Origin of the sequence: Thiomicrorhabdus marina, assembly GCF_017571465.1 — a bacterium.
Lineage (GTDB): Bacteria > Pseudomonadota > Gammaproteobacteria > Thiomicrospirales > Thiomicrospiraceae > Thiomicrorhabdus > Thiomicrorhabdus marina.
The window spans coordinates 84,088-100,803 of sequence record NZ_JAGETV010000005.1 but is presented as its reverse complement, the minus strand read 5'-3'; the positions used below and the strand labels follow the sequence as shown (position 1 = coordinate 100,803).

Annotated in this window: 16 protein-coding genes and 1 riboswitch; of the genes, 8 read left to right on the top strand and 8 right to left on the bottom strand. The window is 45.4% G+C overall.

The genetic code is table 11. The features are described 5' to 3' along the window. Positions 1-121: 121 nt before the first annotated feature. Positions 122-436, bottom strand: a complete 315-nt coding sequence (locus tag J3998_RS04495; protein ID WP_208148268.1) for a hypothetical protein — start codon at positions 434-436, stop codon at positions 122-124. Positions 437-521: 85 nt separating this feature from the next. Further along, positions 522-724: riboswitch (cobalamin riboswitch) on the top strand. 152 nt (positions 725-876) lie between these two features. On the opposite strand from J3998_RS04495, the gene J3998_RS04490 reads away from it, so the two are divergent. After that, positions 877-2,655: a TonB-dependent receptor plug domain-containing protein gene (locus tag J3998_RS04490; protein ID WP_208148267.1), complete on the top strand. Its 1,779-nt coding sequence runs from the start codon at positions 877-879 to the stop codon at positions 2,653-2,655. Positions 2,656-2,670: 15 nt separating this feature from the next. Next, the gene (locus J3998_RS04485) at positions 2,671-4,170 is read left to right on the top strand and encodes a cobyric acid synthase (RefSeq protein ID WP_341829244.1); all 1,500 of its coding nucleotides are present in this window, start codon (positions 2,671-2,673) and stop codon (positions 4,168-4,170) included. 59 nt (positions 4,171-4,229) lie between these two features. Here J3998_RS04485 and J3998_RS04480 read toward each other — a convergent pair whose 3' ends face one another. Both J3998_RS04480 and J3998_RS04475 read right to left on the bottom strand, forming a co-directional pair. Further along, a complete protein-coding gene (locus tag J3998_RS04480; protein WP_208148266.1) occupies positions 4,230-6,731 on the bottom strand; it encodes a YbcC family protein in 2,502 nt (833 codons plus the stop codon). Further along, the gene (locus tag J3998_RS04475; protein ID WP_208148265.1) at positions 6,728-8,284 is read right to left on the bottom strand and encodes an NADH-quinone oxidoreductase subunit L; all 1,557 of its coding nucleotides are present in this window, start codon (positions 8,282-8,284) and stop codon (positions 6,728-6,730) included. The genes J3998_RS04480 and J3998_RS04475 overlap by 4 nt, the downstream gene beginning before the upstream one ends. A gap of 489 nt (positions 8,285-8,773) precedes the next feature. Between J3998_RS04475 and J3998_RS04470 the strand changes: the two genes are divergently transcribed. Genes J3998_RS04470 through J3998_RS04445 form a run of 6 tightly spaced genes read left to right on the top strand, consistent with a single transcriptional unit; the run spans position 8,774 to position 13,986 of the window. Further along, positions 8,774-9,280: a protein-tyrosine phosphatase family protein gene (locus J3998_RS04470; RefSeq protein WP_208148264.1), complete on the top strand. Its 507-nt coding sequence runs from the start codon at positions 8,774-8,776 to the stop codon at positions 9,278-9,280. Positions 9,281-9,295: 15 nt separating this feature from the next. Beyond that, positions 9,296-10,462, top strand: a complete 1,167-nt coding sequence (locus J3998_RS04465; RefSeq protein WP_243750591.1) for a mechanosensitive ion channel family protein — start codon at positions 9,296-9,298, stop codon at positions 10,460-10,462. A 36-nt stretch (positions 10,463-10,498) separates the two neighbouring features. Continuing rightward, a complete protein-coding gene (cobO, locus tag J3998_RS04460) occupies positions 10,499-11,107 on the top strand; it encodes a cob(I)yrinic acid a,c-diamide adenosyltransferase (RefSeq protein ID WP_208148326.1) in 609 nt (202 codons plus the stop codon). Then, entirely contained in the window at positions 11,108-12,202 is a 1,095-nt protein-coding gene (locus J3998_RS04455; protein ID WP_208148263.1) for a pyridoxal phosphate-dependent aminotransferase, read from the top strand. It abuts the gene before it with no gap. After that, positions 12,192-13,130 carry an adenosylcobinamide-phosphate synthase CbiB gene (gene cbiB / locus J3998_RS04450; protein WP_208148325.1) on the top strand — a complete coding sequence of 313 codons (939 nt, stop codon included), beginning with the start codon at positions 12,192-12,194 and terminating at the stop codon, positions 13,128-13,130. The genes J3998_RS04455 and cbiB overlap by 11 nt, the downstream gene beginning before the upstream one ends. Positions 13,131-13,134: 4 nt before the next feature. Then, a complete protein-coding gene (locus J3998_RS04445; RefSeq protein ID WP_208148262.1) occupies positions 13,135-13,986 on the top strand; it encodes a cobalamin-binding protein in 852 nt (283 codons plus the stop codon). Between the two features lie 11 nt (positions 13,987-13,997). Here the strand turns inward: J3998_RS04445 and J3998_RS04440 are convergent, their stop codons facing one another. The 5 genes from J3998_RS04440 to lpxK all read right to left on the bottom strand — a co-directional run bounded on the left by J3998_RS04440 (position 13,998) and on the right by lpxK (position 16,683). Beyond that, complete coding sequence (locus tag J3998_RS04440) at positions 13,998-14,288, bottom strand: DUF3817 domain-containing protein (RefSeq protein WP_208148261.1); 291 nt, start codon at positions 14,286-14,288, stop codon at positions 13,998-14,000. Positions 14,289-14,436: 148 nt separating this feature from the next. Next, positions 14,437-14,646 (bottom strand): hypothetical protein, encoded by a 210-nt coding sequence (locus J3998_RS04435; RefSeq protein WP_208148260.1) that lies wholly within the window; start codon positions 14,644-14,646, stop codon positions 14,437-14,439. Between the two features lie 16 nt (positions 14,647-14,662). Further along, positions 14,663-15,430 carry a 3-deoxy-manno-octulosonate cytidylyltransferase gene (gene kdsB, locus J3998_RS04430; RefSeq protein ID WP_208148259.1) on the bottom strand — a complete coding sequence of 256 codons (768 nt, stop codon included), beginning with the start codon at positions 15,428-15,430 and terminating at the stop codon, positions 14,663-14,665. A gap of 10 nt (positions 15,431-15,440) precedes the next feature. Next, entirely contained in the window at positions 15,441-15,641 is a 201-nt protein-coding gene (locus tag J3998_RS04425; protein WP_208148258.1) for a Trm112 family protein, read from the bottom strand. A gap of 16 nt (positions 15,642-15,657) precedes the next feature. Further along, positions 15,658-16,683: a tetraacyldisaccharide 4'-kinase gene (gene lpxK, locus J3998_RS04420; RefSeq protein ID WP_208148257.1), complete on the bottom strand. Its 1,026-nt coding sequence runs from the start codon at positions 16,681-16,683 to the stop codon at positions 15,658-15,660. Between the last annotated feature and the right edge of the window lie 33 nt (positions 16,684-16,716).

Below are 16,716 nucleotides of genomic sequence, written 5' to 3'. Positions count from 1 at the left end.
CTGGGCTTGCTTAAGGTTTCTACAGATTACCTCGCCAGAATAAGTAGTTAGGGATATGCATCAAAGTACACTAATCTCAACATCAACAACTTATTCAAGCTCGCGCAGTTGCAATGTCGATTTAAAACAACAGATCGCCAAATCCCCAAATTAAGGTGCCGACAACAACGGTTAAATGCGATAGCCAGACTTTTTTACGATGCCATTTAGAGGGGGTTAAATCCGGCATATCATCATCAGCCATCACTAGCTCCAAACGGTCATAAAGTACATTCAGTTCCAAATGTAACAGAGCATACTCACTCATCACTGCAAATAGCACCACCACACTGCCAAAGCGTGCAAACCACATTCCGTCAACAACAATTCCCGTAATCAAGCCTATTGCAATAAACAACCAAGATAACAATAAAAACAAGCTGGCTCGACGATGCATGACTTTCCCTTTTAAAATAGTTTGCCTCATTTTAAACCAATCAAAAAAGCACGGTTGTTAATTGCAGATAACGGCAAAAGTTACTAGAATGCGTATTTTTCTAGGTGCGACAACTCATCAAACAGTCGTTAAACGGGAAGTCTGGTGCGAGTTTATACAACTCAAATCCAACGCTGCCCCCGCAACGGTGATAGAGAAGACGGATGCGAACGCCATTGGAAGCAATTCCGAGAAGGCCATCCCAAATTGCTCTTCAGCCCGGATACCGGCCTGGAAAATAGACGATTTGTTCGTCATCAACCGATTGCGGAGGGCAATTGGGCGTGAATTTTTCTCGGTTTACAAACGCTGTCTAGCTATAGCGTAATACCTGTTTCCGTTTTAAGCGAACGACCCTTTTTGCCTTCTTGTAGATTTATACATCTATTGGAAGGAAAATCATGCAAAAAAAATATCTTATCGCCTGCTTATTGGCAGCGCCGATTCATACTTTATCGGCCGCCTCTACCGAGCTGGATCAAGTATTGGTATCTGCAAGCCAACAACCTCAGACACTGCAGGAAATTACTGCCGACACCTACATTATTGATCAGCAAACCCTTTCTTCGAAAAACTACACAACATTAATTGATGCATTGCGAGAAGTACCGGGCATTAGTTTTACACGTAATGGCGGCATCGGATCAACAACCAACCTCTTCTTACGCGGCTCAAGTAATAACCGTACTTTGATTTTATTAGACGGCGTGCGTCTAAACGATCCAGCCAGTACAAATGGGGCGAATCTTGCCAGCATTTCCTTAGCGAATATCGAACGAATTGAAATTATTAAAGGTGCCCAATCTGGTGTCTGGGGTGCAGACGCAGCAGCCGGCGTTATTAACTTAATCAGTAAGCAAAGCAGTAGCAATGAAATCACTGTTGAAAGCGGCGCTTATAATACTCAAAAGGCAGTATTTAATAGCCAATTTCTTTTTGGCGATAACCAAAAACATAAGCTTATCGTCGGCGGTGAGCGCTTGCTCAGCGAAGGGTTTAGCGCTCAAGTCCCTGCTGGAGAAGATATTGACCAGTATGAAGCGGATGGTATCGCGCAAACTAACCTGAATGCAAAGTTGGATTTTGATTTAGGCAATCAGCAACATTTGCTGTTATCGCATAACCATACTGCTTCCAAAGGTGAATATGACGGCTTTCTGGCACCTGACTCCCTGCAACGATTTGCAAGCAAAACCATTTTAAGCAGTGCCATCTGGCGCAATCGTGATACAGAAATTCGTCTGGAACAATCAAAATTCAGAAATGAACAGTTGGATTCTGGAACGCCTGACATCGTTACCGGGATGACTCAATCCTTAAATTTCAAACATCAAATAAAAGATCTTGTGTTAGGAGCCAACCACAACCGTAATAAAACCGAATCCGATAAATATTCATGGAATCTCGGTGCAAATCAAAAGTTAACCGATTCAAATCACTCTAATTCTCTATTTGCCGTCTACAGTCACCGGCTTGCTAATTGGCAATTTAATGAAGCCATTCGCTGGGATAATTACACTAGCTTCGGTACTGAAATCACCGGAAAAATCGGGGCTAAATACCATTTTGCAGAACAACATAACCTGAGCGCAAATTTTGGAACTGCATTTAATGCGCCATCACAAATTCAGGTTCTTAATCCATGGGGCACCGCAAATCCAGATTTAGCCGCAGAAACCTCACAAGAATTTAGCCTGAGCTATCAATGGAATGGGCTCAACTTCAGCTATTTCAATAAGCGCGTGACCGATTTAATAAGTTGGCAAAACAGTCAATATCAAAACATTGCAGGAACCAGTAAAATTCGCGGTTATGAGCTTGGTTTCGGTAACCGTTTCGGCAACATTGACGCTCAATTAAACTATACCTATCTCAAAACCAAAGATGCCAATGGCAATGAATTGCCTCGACGTCCGCGAGACCAAGTCAACCTTGATCTAACTTGGTTTGCAAGCTCGGAATGGGATATTAATTTCAATGCACTTTACATTGGTGAACGCTCTGAAGGTAATGCAACTGATTACTACACAGTATGTAACTTAGTCGCTAACTATCAAGCCAATTCCAAAACCCGTTTCTACCTTAAAGTAGACAATCTATTCAATGAATACTACCAAGTCGTCGATGGGTATGGTGTCGCTGAACGTAGCGCTTATCTAGGTGTCAATTATCAGTTTTAAATAGGTGGTGAGGTTGTGGTCAATTGTTTAATGATTCAAGGCTGCACATCCGATGCAGGCAAAAGCACAGTAGTGGCCGGACTGTGTCGGGTTTTGCAGCGTAAAGGCATTATCAATGCGCCCTTTAAACCGCAAAACATGGCATTGAACTCTGCGGTTACCGAAGACGGCGGTGAAATCGGACGAGCGCAAGCACTGCAAGCGATAGCTGCTAAAGTGCCGTCTTCCGTGCACATGAATCCGGTTTTACTCAAACCGAATTCGGATACCGGAGCACAAGTCATTTTACAAGGCCAGTCTATTGGTAATCTCAACGCGATGGACTATCACGCCTACAAACCGAAAGCCGCGCAAGCGGTTTTCGATTCCTTTCAAATTCTCTCCAAACAGTATTCGACTATTCTGGTGGAGGGCGCCGGCTCGCCCGCGGAAATTAATCTGCGCCAAGGCGACATTGCCAATATGGGCTTTGCCGAAAAAGTAGATTGCCCGGTCATTCTGGTTGCCGACATTGATAAAGGCGGAGTCTTTGCCCATATTGTCGGTACTTTGGCATGTTTGAGTGAATCTGAAAGGAATCGAATTAAAGGCCTTATTATCAACCGTTTTCGCGGTGATATTGCCCTATTGAAAGACGGTCTAGATTGGCTTGAACAAAAAACCGGCAAGCCCGTTCTAGGGGTTCTACCCTATCTGCATGGCCTGCACTTGGATGCTGAAGACTCGGTCGGTCTGACGAAAAATATGAGCGATAAACACAACAGCAAAATTAAAATCATCGCCCCACTTTTCCCGCATATTTCCAACCACACTGATGTAGATCCATTGATTCAACATCCTCAAATCGATTTTCAATGGGTACGACATAATCAACCAATTCCTGCCGCGGATTTAATCATTCTGCTCGGCTCAAAAAGCGTGGTTGCGGATTTAAACTGGCTGCACTCACAAGGCTGGGAAAAAGCACTGCATACACATCTTCGTTATGGAGGGAAATTAATTGCCATCTGTGGTGGTTTGCAGATGTTAGGCCAACAATTGTTAGACCCTGATGGCATTGAATCTGAACAAACACAAACCGATGGTCTAGGCTTGATGCCGTATAGCACTGAATTTCAGAACAGCAAACAGTTAACAAATAAACAGGGAAGCCTAAACTTCGCCTCTAATGCAAATGTCTGTGGTTATGAAATTCATCAAGGACAGAGCAACTTTGCCGATTTCCCTGAATTATTACCCGCGATTGCGTTTTGTGACGGTTCTTTCGATGGTTTAATCAGTGCAGACAATCAAATTCTGGTTACCTATTTACACGGCCTTTTTGATTCACCAAGCGGGTTACAAACTCTGCTGAATTGGGCTGGTGCGGAAGACACAGAAATTTTTGATTTAACCCTTTTCCGCGAACAGCAAATCAATCGCTTGGCGGATTGCTTTGAAAAACACTTAGATATTGAAAATATTTTACAATTAGCCTCTATTGAGGCAGGTCAGAATTTAGAAAGTGACCACTAAAAAATAAAAAAACCAGTTCAAAAATCTGAACTGGTTTATTTTTAAGGCTTAATAGCAGATTAACTAATCGGTTTTTTCGCTGGAATCCACTGTCGTTGATAGAAACGTTCAATAGTGCCTTTACGCCCCCAACGATAGATATATAACCAGTCATTATCGATCAAGTCACGTACCACATCATGTTGGGCAGCAATGCCTTCAATCGCTTCACGCGGTGCGTCGATATAGACATTCAAACGCAGTGGTTCGTGCATCCAATCTTCGCCGTTATGCAGAGATTGCATCGGCAGACCGATACGCAGGTCGCCGCCGTTTCCTTCAAATACACCAACGCCGCCTTCGACCACATTGTGTAGAACTTTATTACCGCTACCGTAAACGTGGTTGTCACACGCCGAAGCGTAATATTGCAGATTGATCCAGTTAGCAACCACCATCGGCGCGGTCATAATCAACGTCAGTAGGCTTCGATCTTGATCTTCAAAGTGATCATAATCATGCAGGAATGCACGGCCGTCAAAATCAACGCTACGAGTCCGCCAACGCGGAGCCACGATAAATGCCGCGTTGTTCGACAAGCCCCATTCCGGACGCACTTGCGACCAGTCCTTACCACGACGTTTAATCGACGAATGCAAAGCCTTGCCGTCCAAATGCGTCAAACCTAAACGGGTCGCACGCTCTTGACGACACAAGTCCGAAGCTTGATCGAACCAGATGCGCAACGTAGTATCAGGACCTTCGCCATAGAACTTCACTTCATCGGTGGTAGTGTTGTGCATCGCTGCGATAAACACAGTTTCTTCTGGCACTTCAATACCTTTTTCCGCAAGCCCTGCACGGACTTCTGGAAGGTTCAACAGATGCGCCAATACGCGAACATTTACCTCACCGGTCTGTCCACCGCAAGCACCGCAATCCAAACCAGCGGCATGTGGGTTATTGCACGAACTTGAACCATGCCCCACTAACAACACTTTTGGCGCTAGGTCTTTGTCCAAACCCATCGCATGTAGAATGGTTGCCGCCAGTTCGACCTTACGTTCCACTGTCAACGGCTGATTGGCTTCGGTCAATTCAAACTGTTCGGTAAGCGGTAAGTCGTTAACTGGGTGATGATGATCGTCCGGAAAAACACTGTTTTTCAGTAGTTTCCAAGCGTACATCACACCGGTCGCTTCAACCATCGAGAAGGTTGCCGGCGGCGCATAGCCCCACTCTGCCCAACGCGCCTTCATATTCAACTTACCGGCAGTTTTTGTCAGTTTCTCCTTACCGGTTAAAGGCGTTACCTTGATTGCCGACTTCAAAAGTCCCGGCAATTGCGGACGAGATACTTCGGTACCAACTGGCTGATATTCAATCGGTAATCCGAAGAAACCGGCAAAACCAAGTGTTTGAATACGCGGGTGCTGCGCTTCTAACGCTCGGCGATACACTTCTGAACGGACATCGATACAGAAAGCCGCTTGCACCAATGGCGCTGCCGTTGCCGGATCTTCAGCACGTTTGATTTCACCGTCGACTTCATCATCACCCTGATGCAAAGTAGTGCTGGCAAAACGCAGACGTTCATGCAGATGCGATTGATAAGCAATTTCTGCCGCACGCTGCCAAACCCACGCTTTTTGCTGGGTTTCTTTGTGCGCCGAAATCAATTTCGGTAGCATCGCCAACTGAGTGCGCCACATCACTTTCAATTCATTGAAAACCGAACGGTCAGTGTTGCGTTGATGACGCCAAAGAACCAATTCCCAAGCAAAACGAATTGCCAAGAAATCCAACATCAAATGGTTTTCGCAGTTGTTTAAACGGTCTTGCCAACGCAGATAAGAAACCCATGAGGCCCAACCGTTCACATCCAATAACAGAGCATGCGAATAATCCGCCAACTGCTTATCGACGACACCAAGCGTTGCGATGGCTTCAGCCAACAGATCTTCGGCATTTTCCGGCAAGTCTTCAAACATTTCAGTCAAGCCGTCTTCGGCCATCAGAATTTCAATCCCGTGGTCGTGACGGGTAGTATCTAGCCAAGCTTGATACAGACCTTTGTAATACTCGTCATACTTAACGCCTTGCGGACGCTGGCGGAAGTAGTCGGCACAGAACTGTGAAATCTGATGAGTAATCTCATCACGCCACGCCATTTTGTATTTACGATCACGTCCACCGTCGACAAAGTCACTGACATTGTGCCAATGGGTATAGTCGTCATCTTCAACCAGATAGCGCTCCAATTGCGCCACGGTCAGTTCATCATGACCAAACTCGGCTTTTGCCTGCTCCAGATGCACTGGTTGGATTTCTTCCAACCATACATTTTGGAAATAGGTTTTCGGCATTAAGCAGTATGCTTGCCCTAGTGCTTCCAGTTTTGCAGAAACGTCGGCAATATTCTGCTGACGCATTTCCCACCATGGATTTACCGCGATCAGCTCGTCTAGCGGCCAAGTCGGTGCGATACGTCCGCACGCTTCATAGATCAATTCGCGTTGCGTTTCATTCAAACTTGGCGAAAGTGCCTGTGCATTCGGCATCGTGTTCTGATTCTTAATCATTTGAACAACTCCTCTTTTGGAATCTTCAAGTGTTTCGGTTTAAAGCGAACCGGTAAACGCGTCGGGTATAGACGTAGGTTTAAGCGAGTCACAAATTCATCCAGATAGAATCCTGCATAGAAAGAGCGCCATACCGACACCATCGCCGGATTATCTCGGTGATAACGCAGCAGGATGTAACCGGCAAAGAACGCAATAAACAAGACGCCCATCCAAATATCACCCGCCATACCAACGGTGGTTGCTTTCGGCTCAACAATAAAGTGGATGCCCATTTTCTGTAGTGTGTAAGCCGCCAGTAGAATTGCCGCTAATCCAACCATCGAGAAAACCGATGCGGTGCTTAGGCGCCCACGACGCTCGGCAATCAATAGTGTCAAAGCAATCGCCAATAGAATCCATGGACTATATGGCGCCGGCAACTGTGCGACAACGATTAAGGCGATAACCAAAGCGCCGGCTAAAATCGCCCCCATCCACCAGTCGGCACGCGTTGGCGGTACCGATTTCGATAGACGTTTTTTCATGGTTGATTCCACCTCGGTACCCGAGTTTAGGAAGGCATACGCTTTGTAGCATGAGTGCGCAATCAAGTGCAGTAATGCCAATTCAAATAGACCGAGCGCACATTCCACTAGCATCAAGCCCATTTGCGACATGGTCGACCATGCCAGGCGCACTTTGACCGTGGCTCGTGTCATCATCACCAACGCCGCCAATACCGTAGTCAAGCCACCGATAATCAATAGCAACCACTGCGCAGCGCTCGATAGAATCAATAAAGGTGCAAACACAATCATCAAGAAACCACCCAAGTTGATAATGCCGGCGTGCAACAATGCAGAAACCGGAGTCGGCGCTTCAACTACCTGAATCAACCAGCCGTGTAACGGTAATTGCGCACACTTAACCAAAGCCGCTGCCGCTAAGAATAATGCGGCAATTTGATCGGCATAGGTCAAAGTTTCTGCTTGACTCAAGTTCGCATAGATGTCGGAAATCAACCAAGTATCGTGCTGGTAATACAAAATCATCACCCCGCCAAACAGGCAGATTTCAGCAATACGTGCAAAGATATATTTCTTGTGTGCCGCTAGCACCGCACGTTGACGTTCCGGGTAGAAAATCAATAACTGATGCAACGCAACCGAAATCCCAATCCAGGCAACCAACATCATCATCATGTGATTCGACACCACCACCAAGGTCACAAAACCAAGGGTAATTGAAAGCCAGCGGATATAACGTTTCTCTTCTTCTCGGTTACCGGCCATATAAGCACGTGAATAACGCACATTAATATAGGCGATGAAACTGATTAAACTCAGCATCACTAGACTGACCGGCTCGTGGGTAACCCAGCTAAAACCATGCCCGAACTCAACAATGCCGGCAATCGCTAAAAAACCGGATGATGCACTAATCACTAAGCCGATTAATGCGACCGCCATGGTCACATTCCAGTTGGCGCGTCTTTCATGCGCCCACGAAGTTACAAAAAATAATCCCGGTATTGCCAATAACAATAGGGATCCAATCCATGCACTAGTCATAACGCCTCTTCTCCTTTCTTTCCTTCAAACCCTAGTTTGAATTAGATTGATTCCGACAGGCGAACGTCGGTTAGGTTGTTTCCAATAACGGTTATCGGAATTTGTAAAATTAAAATTTACTTGCTGGCATTATAACCACGTAATAAAAATAGGTCTTATTGAAGCTTTCTAGCCAACCCATAGAGAGTTTTGATATTTTCTTGTCATAAAATTGAAATTAAACTATAAGAACAACTTTAAGTTGTCATCCTAAAGTTAACTAACTGTTTATGCTAAACAATTGCTTAATTTTTAAGCAAAACAGGAAAACTGTAAGTAATTTCATCTAGTTACAGAGTTTTACAACCGATTATCCTTAAGTTATCCACAATTTTTGTGAATTACTATGCCCAGAGCACCTGATTACTAGAGGCGAAAATCATCCTCAATAGCTTTGTCAATCGGCTAAAATCTTTTTTAATACCCTCAACTCATAACAATTTTATTAAGATGCAACCTAACAAAACTCCGCCAATCTTCCCTATTACATCGATTGGTTTAGGCCAATTAACCATGATGCCCCGTCCACGCAGCGAAACATTACTTGAAGACATGGCCTATTACCAAAAGGCCGGTATCACTCATATTGTCAACTTGTTACGCACCCAAGAAATTGAGCGCTTGCAACTAGGTACCGAAAAACATGCCGCACAGCGTGCAGGGATCAACTACCTTGACTTTCCCGTTAAAGATATGGGGGTTCCGGTGCTTAAAGAACTCCGCCAATTTAACTTGCAACTGATTAAATTATTAAATGAAGGTGCGCATGTCGCAGTGCACTGCAATGGTGGCCGTGGACGAGCCGGAACCATAGCGGTGAGTGTCATGCTGGAATGTGGTATGCAGTTAAATGACGCTTTGCAGCTAGCACGCGAAAAGCGCGGCGATATTGTTCCGGTCTGTGAACTACAAGAACAATTCCTAGCCGATTACGCGCAACTTTTACAAGATAAATAAATTAGGGAAAATGCTATGCAAGACACGAGTAACTCACTATGGCAGACTTTGATTAGTCGCGCCGAACAGTTAATGGAACAGAATTCATTATGGGTTGATGTCAGCGTTATCACCTTAATCGCACTAACCGCACTGTTATTCGCTAATCTACTTTTAGGTTATCTAGCAAGCCGTCGTTTTAAATCGGATGCCAAACCAACCGGACATTTTATCGTCCGTGCTCTGCGCTTCCCGATCAGTATCTCAATTATTCTGTTTGCGCTCGGCAGTATCCTCAACCATTTCAGCTTAAGCACGAGCGCCGTCTCATTACTTCACGACATTTTCCGCAGCATGGACATTTTGGTGTGGGGTCAGTTCTTCTATCGCAGCAGCCAGTTCTATCTAAAACGCCTATCAGCAATTAATGCGCAAGGCTCGATTATCAAACCGCAAACTCTGCCGCTTCTAGAAAACACCTCAGCGGTAGTGATTGTACTGTTCACTTTATATCTGCTGTTCGTTACCTGGGAAATTGATATGACCGCATGGCTTGCCTCGGCCGGTATTATCGGTATCGCGGTCGGTTTCGCTGCCAAAGACACTGTCGCCAATCTACTTTCGGGGGTCTTTATATTAGCTGACTCACCGTACAAAATCGGTGACTACATCGTTATTGATTCTGGAGAACGCGGCAAGGTCACCAATATCGGATTGCGCTCGACCCGAATCCTGACTCGTGACGATTTGGAAGTGAACATCCCCAACTCGATTATTGCCAACGGCAAAATCATCAATGAAAGTGCCGGTAAAGACATCCGCTCGCGAGTGCGAGTACCGGTCGGCGTCGCCTACGGTTCGGACATTGATTTAGTTCGCGATGTGTTGGTCAAAGTCGCTTATGCCGAGGAAGAAGTTTGCCATGAACCAGAACCGCGTGCGCGTTTCCGAGCTTTTGGTGCTTCAAGTTTAGATTTTGAATTGTTGGTTTGGATTGACAATCCAGAATTCCGCGGTCGTATTGTCGACAACCTAAACTGCGCAATCTACAAAGCCTTTGCAGAAGCGGATATCGAGATTCCATTCAGCCAGCACGACGTCTATATTAAATCGATGCCGGACGGTATGGAACATGGTCATGCAGCTAAGATTGCCGCCCACGGCATTCAGAATACGCAGCCGATCATAGACGAGAATAAATAAGGAAGATTTGTGAGCGATAAAGTGAATCTAAGCGATATGAGCCAAGAACAAAAACGCGAGCATTATCACAAGGTACGCATGGAGCGTAAAAAGGCGCAAATTGATGCCGCCATTGCTCGTGCCGATACCGAAAAAGGTCTGTTATTGGTGATTACCGGCAACGGCAAAGGAAAATCAACCTCTGCTTTCGGCATGATTGGCCGTGCGCTCGGCCACGGCAAAAAAGTTGGCGTATGCCAGTTTATTAAAAGCCGAACTGATACCGGTGAAGAGGCCTTTTTCGGTCAGCAGGACAATTGCGAATGGCATGTTTTAGGTGATGGCTTTACTTGGGATACTCAGGATCGTACTGGCGATATTGCCACCTCCGAACGCGGTTGGGCAGTCGCTACAAAAATGCTGAAGGACCCAAGTTTTGACTTAGTCATTCTTGACGAATTGACCTATTTACTCAGCTATGACTATCTGGATAAAGACGTGGTTTTGAACACCCTTTCCGAACGTCCGGAAATGCAGCATGTGGTAGTCACCGGTCGTTCAGCTATTGCCGACCTTCGGGAATTGGCGGATACCGTATCAGAAATCAAAGACGAAAAACACGCCTACAAAAACGGGATCAAGGCTCAGAAAGGCATTGATTATTAAATGTCGCGCCGTAATGGTCATATGCATGGCGGGCAAGCGTTGGGTTTTGCCGAACAGCATAATTTAGCGCTTGCCGAAGTCCTAGACTTCTCGGCAAGCATTAATCCGCTTAGTCCACAAATCGACTGGCTACAGCTTTGTAATGACGCTAAAACGCAAATCATCCACTATCCGCAAGAGTTCGATAGTCATAGCCGCTCGTTACTGCATCCTCTGCTTGCCGAAACCTTTTCTATCAAAGAAGATAACATCACTCTTTGCAACGGTATCAGCCAAGCAATACAGCAACTATTTGCCTCCATAAAGCCTCCAGAGACCCGACTCTTTACGCCAATTTACAGCGAATACCAAAAAGCTGCACAAGCTTACTGTAATGATGTCCGTGAATTTCGTGGCGCACCGCAAACTTGGCTACAGCAAGCGCAAAAGCTAACCGCCAATTCAATCATTGTAGTGGTTAATCCAAGCACGCCGGACGGTCACTATTATTCGGTGCAGCAGTTACTGCCTTTATGTGAATATTGCCAACGACACGCAATCTGGCTTTTAGTGGATGAATCTTTCTTACCGTTTATCTCTTTAGAAAAGAAATTTAGCGCCCGCCAACTGTTAACCGCTTTTCCGCACTTAATTATTTTGCAGTCACTAACCAAATTCTATGCCTGCCCCGGCATAAGAATCGGCGCTCTGTTTAGCTCCAATCGCAAGGTTACGGATTTAATTCCACAAACTTGGAGCCTGTCGACTATTGATCGTTTATGGTTACAGCAAGCCCTGCAAGATAACAACCATATCATTAAAACTCAGCAGTGGTTATTGGCAACAAAAGCGGCATTTATCGAAAATCTACAGCGCCTCGACTGTATTCACGAGGTTTTCCCAAGCAGTGTCAATTTCGTTTTAGTAGAATTTGACCGGCCAATTTCCGCGGTGCAGGAACATTTAAACGCTTACGGTATGTTAATTCGTAATGCCCAAAACTTTGGTTACGATGCTAATATCGCCCGTATTGGCATCAAACTAGAATCAGCTAATCATCGACTTCTGCAAGCCTTGCAGCAGATTCCAACAACCCATTTTGAAAATGCTAGCTGAATTTTCCATTACTGATTGGTTCATCTTTAACAGCCTGATTGCCATTGGCGCGGTAATCATTGACCGACTGTTCGGTGAATTCCTCAATCGCCGGCATCCAGTGGTATTAATCGGTCAATGGATTACGCTATTCAATCACAACGCCTACCGAGATTCGGTTTTGCGGGGACTTTGGCTATGGCTCTCGACCATTTTTCTGAGCGCAGGTTCGGCAATATTTATTGTTTGGGCGTTAAGTTTTCTGCCACTTTGGCTGAGTTTGCCGATCATAATGCTATTGGCATCAACACTTTTGGCGCATCGAATGTTATTCGATTCAGTTCAAGCTGTGGCGCAAGCCGATAACCCGCAGCAGGCGGTTAAATACCTTGTCAGCCGCGATAGCCAACAAATGACCAAAAACGATGCTTATAAAGCAGCCGTGGAAACCTATGCGGAAAACCTGAGTGATGCAGTTATTGCCCCTTGGCTGTATCTGCTGATTCTCGGCCTACCGGGTTTGCTACTCTATAAAGCGATTAATACCCTAGATTCAATGGTCGGCTACCGTACCGAAAAATATGAAAAATACGGCAAGGTTTCCGCTAAGCTAGATGATGTTGCCAATTGGATTCCGGCGCGCTTAACCGCTGTTATGATTATGCTCGTTTTTAAACAGTGGCGTTTCTGGCAGTTTTATCAAAGCGGTCGTTTACACCCCAGCCCGAATGCCGGGCACCCGATTACCGCTATGGCCCTAGCTTGTCATTGTCGCCTTGGCGGGCCGACCATATATTTTGGTGAATTGAAACAGAAAGCCTATTTCGGCCGACCACAAGATAAAAGCGAAATCACAACGCTGAATATCACTTGCGCTCTCAGCAAACGCAATCAAATTGATACCCTATTACTCGCTATTAGTGCGCTGATAGCCATACTATTAAGTTAACAAGATGTTTAGTAAACCCTTCATTACTCTTTTCTTTGCCGTGACCACCGGTTTCGGATTTAGCGCAACTTATGCGGAGCCGGCACAACGAATTATTTCTTTAGCACCGCATTTAACTGAAATGGTTTATTCAGCGGGTGCCGGAGATAAGCTGGTCGGTGTAGTCAACTATTCTGATTTTCCCGAAGATGCTCTTAGCAAGCCGATTGTCGGTAGCTACAACGCGATTAATATCGAGCGCATTATCGAACTGCAACCGGACTTAATCTTCTCTTGGCAATCCGGTAACCGTTTACAAGATAACCAACGTCTGCAAGATTTGCAGCAACAGCTTGGCTTTACCGTAATCGAGTCAGAAGTCAAAAAACTAAGTGACATTCCGCGACTAATTAAGCAAATCGGTCAATTAGCAGGCACGGAAACCATCGCGCAAAAGCAGGCAGAAGAGTTACAAGAAAAGTTGGCGGATATCAAAGCGAACTATGCCGATAGGCAACCGGTTTCCGTGTTCTATCAAATTTGGAATAAACCGCTGATTACACCGGGCAAAAATCAATTTATCACCCAAGGTATTGAGCTTTGCGGGGCACAGAATATTTTTAACGATATCGGAAGTCTGACCGGACAAGTCGCTGTTGAGACGGTGTTATTGCGCAATCCGCAAGTGTTGCTATTAGGAGGCCGTAAGGAGATGCAGCGGGAATGGATAAAATCTTGGCAGACTTATAAGCAGATAACCGCAGTTGCCAATAAGCAGATTTTCATGTTGAATAACGATCTTTATCAACGCCCGACCGCCCGTTTTATCAACGCCCTTCCGGCGTTATGTCAACAGATCGACCAAGCGCGGCGATAGCTTTTATCGGGTTACGCTTTTAGCATTTTTGCTTTAAAGATAAACGTCCCGACCGGAATTAGCGATGCAAAAAATCCGGTCATGGTAGTGAAAAAGCCAAGATGCCCTTTAATTGCATGGCTGAACAGCACAAGGTTAAACACAATAAACAGGACACCGTGTATCGGCCCAACAATCTTGACCGCCTCAGGAACACCAAGCATATATTTCATCGGCATCGCGACCAGAAGTAACAACAGCAGCGATGTTCCCTCTAAAAGTGCGACAATTTTTAAAATCGAAAAGTTTGTTTGTTGCTGCATAATCAGCCCTAGATAAATTAAATAAAATTAAAAGTTTAGGAGAGTGACTGTATTATCGCGGAATCAGCACAGAAGCCAATAGAAAATAATGGACAAAGGCTTAATATAAAATAAATACATGGATAGATAGAATTAACAAATATCAATTCTAACCTTCACCACCACCCGAGATAAGGTAATACAGCAGGTAACCACCGTATATGACCACTAAGACGATACTTAAGATAGTGACCGGACGCAGACCCTGTTGCTGTTCAAGCTTATAGCCTTGCGCCTCCAGTTTCCGTTGGCGGAGCTTATGCTTTATCAACCAGTAGAAAAAATAGATAATCGCCAATAAGGTAATGTACTTCAGCATAAGCGGCCTTTGTCACTTATTCCGGTTGCAATAACTTGCGCACGCGCGCCAAATCATCAGCCGTGTCGACACCAACTCCGGCATCCATCAATGCATCCAGTACCAAAATCAATTCGCCATGCCATAAAACCCGCAGCTGTTCTAACTTTTCGGTCTGTTCCAGCTGACATTCAGGCCATTGCACATAACGTTTAACAAATCCGGCACGATAAGCGTACAAACCGATATGACGGCGATATAAAGCTAAAGCTTGATGGGGTAATTCATCTTTGTTGTGCGCAAATTCGTCACGAGCCCATGGCATAGGCGCACGTGAAAATGTCAAGGCAATCTGGTCTTGTCGGCGACTGACTTTAACTGCGTTCGGGTTAAATAAGGTTGCGGAATCGGTAATCGGTTCGCATAGGGTCGACATCGGAATCTCTGGATTTTCTTCCAGACCTTGCGCCACTTGATGAATTAGCTCCGGCGGCAGCATCGGCTCATCGCCTTGCACATTGACAATAATCTGCTCATCGCCAATTAAACTCAATTCAATCACTTCGGCAATTCGCTCGGTACCGGACTGGTGATGATCGCCGGTCAAACAAACTTCGGCTCCGAACGCATGGCAAGCATCAGCCACTTCCTGTGATTCAGTAGCGATAATAATGCGGCTAGCACCGGATTTTTTGGCCTGCATCCATGTCCAGTAAACCATCGGTTTACCATGAATTTCCATAAGCGGTTTGCGCGGCAGACGACTTGAATGCAGACGTGCCGGAATGATCACAACAAATGACATGCGTTTCCTTTTACGACTTCTGCTTACGGAATTTTTCCGCTTCTTCAGCGCTGATCTGACGAGCTTCGTCTTCCAATAGAATAGGAATGCCGTCGCGAATTGGATAAGCTAAATTAGCAGTAGTTGAAATCAACTCCTGATTTTCCTTATCAAAAATCAATTTGGTTTTACTGACCGGGCAAACTAAGATTTCCAGAAGTTTAGGATCCATATATTTCTCTTGATATTTACTTTTGTAATTTCTGTAGCAGTAGCGTGAGCAATTCCGGTGCGACCTGAGTCTGCACCTCTAACGACCAAAAATTCTTGGCCTGCATCTGCTGAGCGAGCGGCTGACATTTTACCGCATCTTTGGCGGTCATAATCAGCGGTTTTTCGTCGATAAAATCTTGCAGATCTTCTTTACAGTACGACTGATGATCGGCAAAAGCGTAGGTTTTCTGTGCGGCGACCAGTGGCTGTAAGGTACTGAAAAAACGCTGCGGATTACCGATACCGGCCATACTATTCACGGCAAGATCGGAAAAACTCTCAATCGCCAAAGTACTTTGCGGATTAAACAGATTTCTCAGCACCGTCGGCTGCAACTGCATATCAAATCGAGGCGGTAAGTCTACAGCAAAGCGTTTTTGCCATTTCGCATTTAAACGCAAAGCACCGCCGCCATTGACAACCACCGCATCGACATCTCGCAAACGACCAAGAGGTTCACGCAGTGGTCCGGCCGGCATACAGAGTTGATTACCAAATTGCCGTTCAGCGTCCACAACCACAATCTCAATATCGCGTTGCATAGCAAAATGCTGTAGACCGTCATCGCTAATAATCACATCGCAAGCATGCTTCTTCTCAATCAAAGCAATCGCTTCGGTTCGCTTTGGTGATACCGCTACCGGCACTTGCAAAGTCTTAGCCAATAAAACCGGTTCATCGCCAACATCAGAAGGATTACTATTTTCAGTCACCCACTGCGGAAATTCACTCGCTTGTCCGCCATAGCCGCGACTGACAATGCCGACGCTTAATCCTTGCTGCCTGAGAGCTTCCGCCAACCAGATAATCAGTGGCGTTTTTCCACTTCCGCCAACGACCAGATTACCAACCACAATGACTTTGGCGGCACTGATTCGTGTCGGGGGTGTTTTCTTGAATTTCTGTAAACGACGTTTTGCTTCTAAACAGACCGCTTTTGATAACGGCCAGAGCAAGGCTGATTGCCAATTTTTTTTATTCCAAAATGTCGGCCAACTCACCGGCACTCCTTTAACATCAAACTAAAAACCTTA

Excerpts from the sequence above, each read along its gene's own strand:
- J3998_RS04475 (WP_208148265.1), bottom strand. The coding sequence starts at position 8,284 with ATGACTAGTGCATGGATTGGATCCCTATTGTTATTGGCAATACCGGGA.
- J3998_RS04425 (WP_208148258.1), bottom strand. The coding sequence starts at position 15,641 with ATGGATCCTAAACTTCTGGAAATCTTAGTTTGCCCGGTCAGTAAAACC.
- J3998_RS04495 (WP_208148268.1), bottom strand. The coding sequence starts at position 436 with ATGCATCGTCGAGCCAGCTTGTTTTTATTGTTATCTTGGTTGTTTATT.
- J3998_RS04440 (WP_208148261.1), bottom strand. The coding sequence starts at position 14,288 with ATGCAGCAACAAACAAACTTTTCGATTTTAAAAATTGTCGCACTTTTA.
- J3998_RS04465 (WP_243750591.1), top strand. The coding sequence starts at position 9,296 with ATGCAAGACACGAGTAACTCACTATGGCAGACTTTGATTAGTCGCGCC.
- J3998_RS04480 (WP_208148266.1), bottom strand. The coding sequence starts at position 6,731 with ATGATTAAGAATCAGAACACGATGCCGAATGCACAGGCACTTTCGCCA.
- J3998_RS04445 (WP_208148262.1), top strand. The coding sequence starts at position 13,135 with ATGTTTAGTAAACCCTTCATTACTCTTTTCTTTGCCGTGACCACCGGT.
- cobO (WP_208148326.1), top strand. The coding sequence starts at position 10,499 with ATGAGCCAAGAACAAAAACGCGAGCATTATCACAAGGTACGCATGGAG.
- J3998_RS04470 (WP_208148264.1), top strand. The coding sequence starts at position 8,774 with ATGCAACCTAACAAAACTCCGCCAATCTTCCCTATTACATCGATTGGT.
- kdsB (WP_208148259.1), bottom strand. The coding sequence starts at position 15,430 with ATGTCATTTGTTGTGATCATTCCGGCACGTCTGCATTCAAGTCGTCTG.
- J3998_RS04455 (WP_208148263.1), top strand. The coding sequence starts at position 11,108 with ATGTCGCGCCGTAATGGTCATATGCATGGCGGGCAAGCGTTGGGTTTT.
- J3998_RS04490 (WP_208148267.1), top strand. The coding sequence starts at position 877 with ATGCAAAAAAAATATCTTATCGCCTGCTTATTGGCAGCGCCGATTCAT.
- cbiB (WP_208148325.1), top strand. The coding sequence starts at position 12,192 with ATGCTAGCTGAATTTTCCATTACTGATTGGTTCATCTTTAACAGCCTG.
- J3998_RS04435 (WP_208148260.1), bottom strand. The coding sequence starts at position 14,646 with ATGCTGAAGTACATTACCTTATTGGCGATTATCTATTTTTTCTACTGG.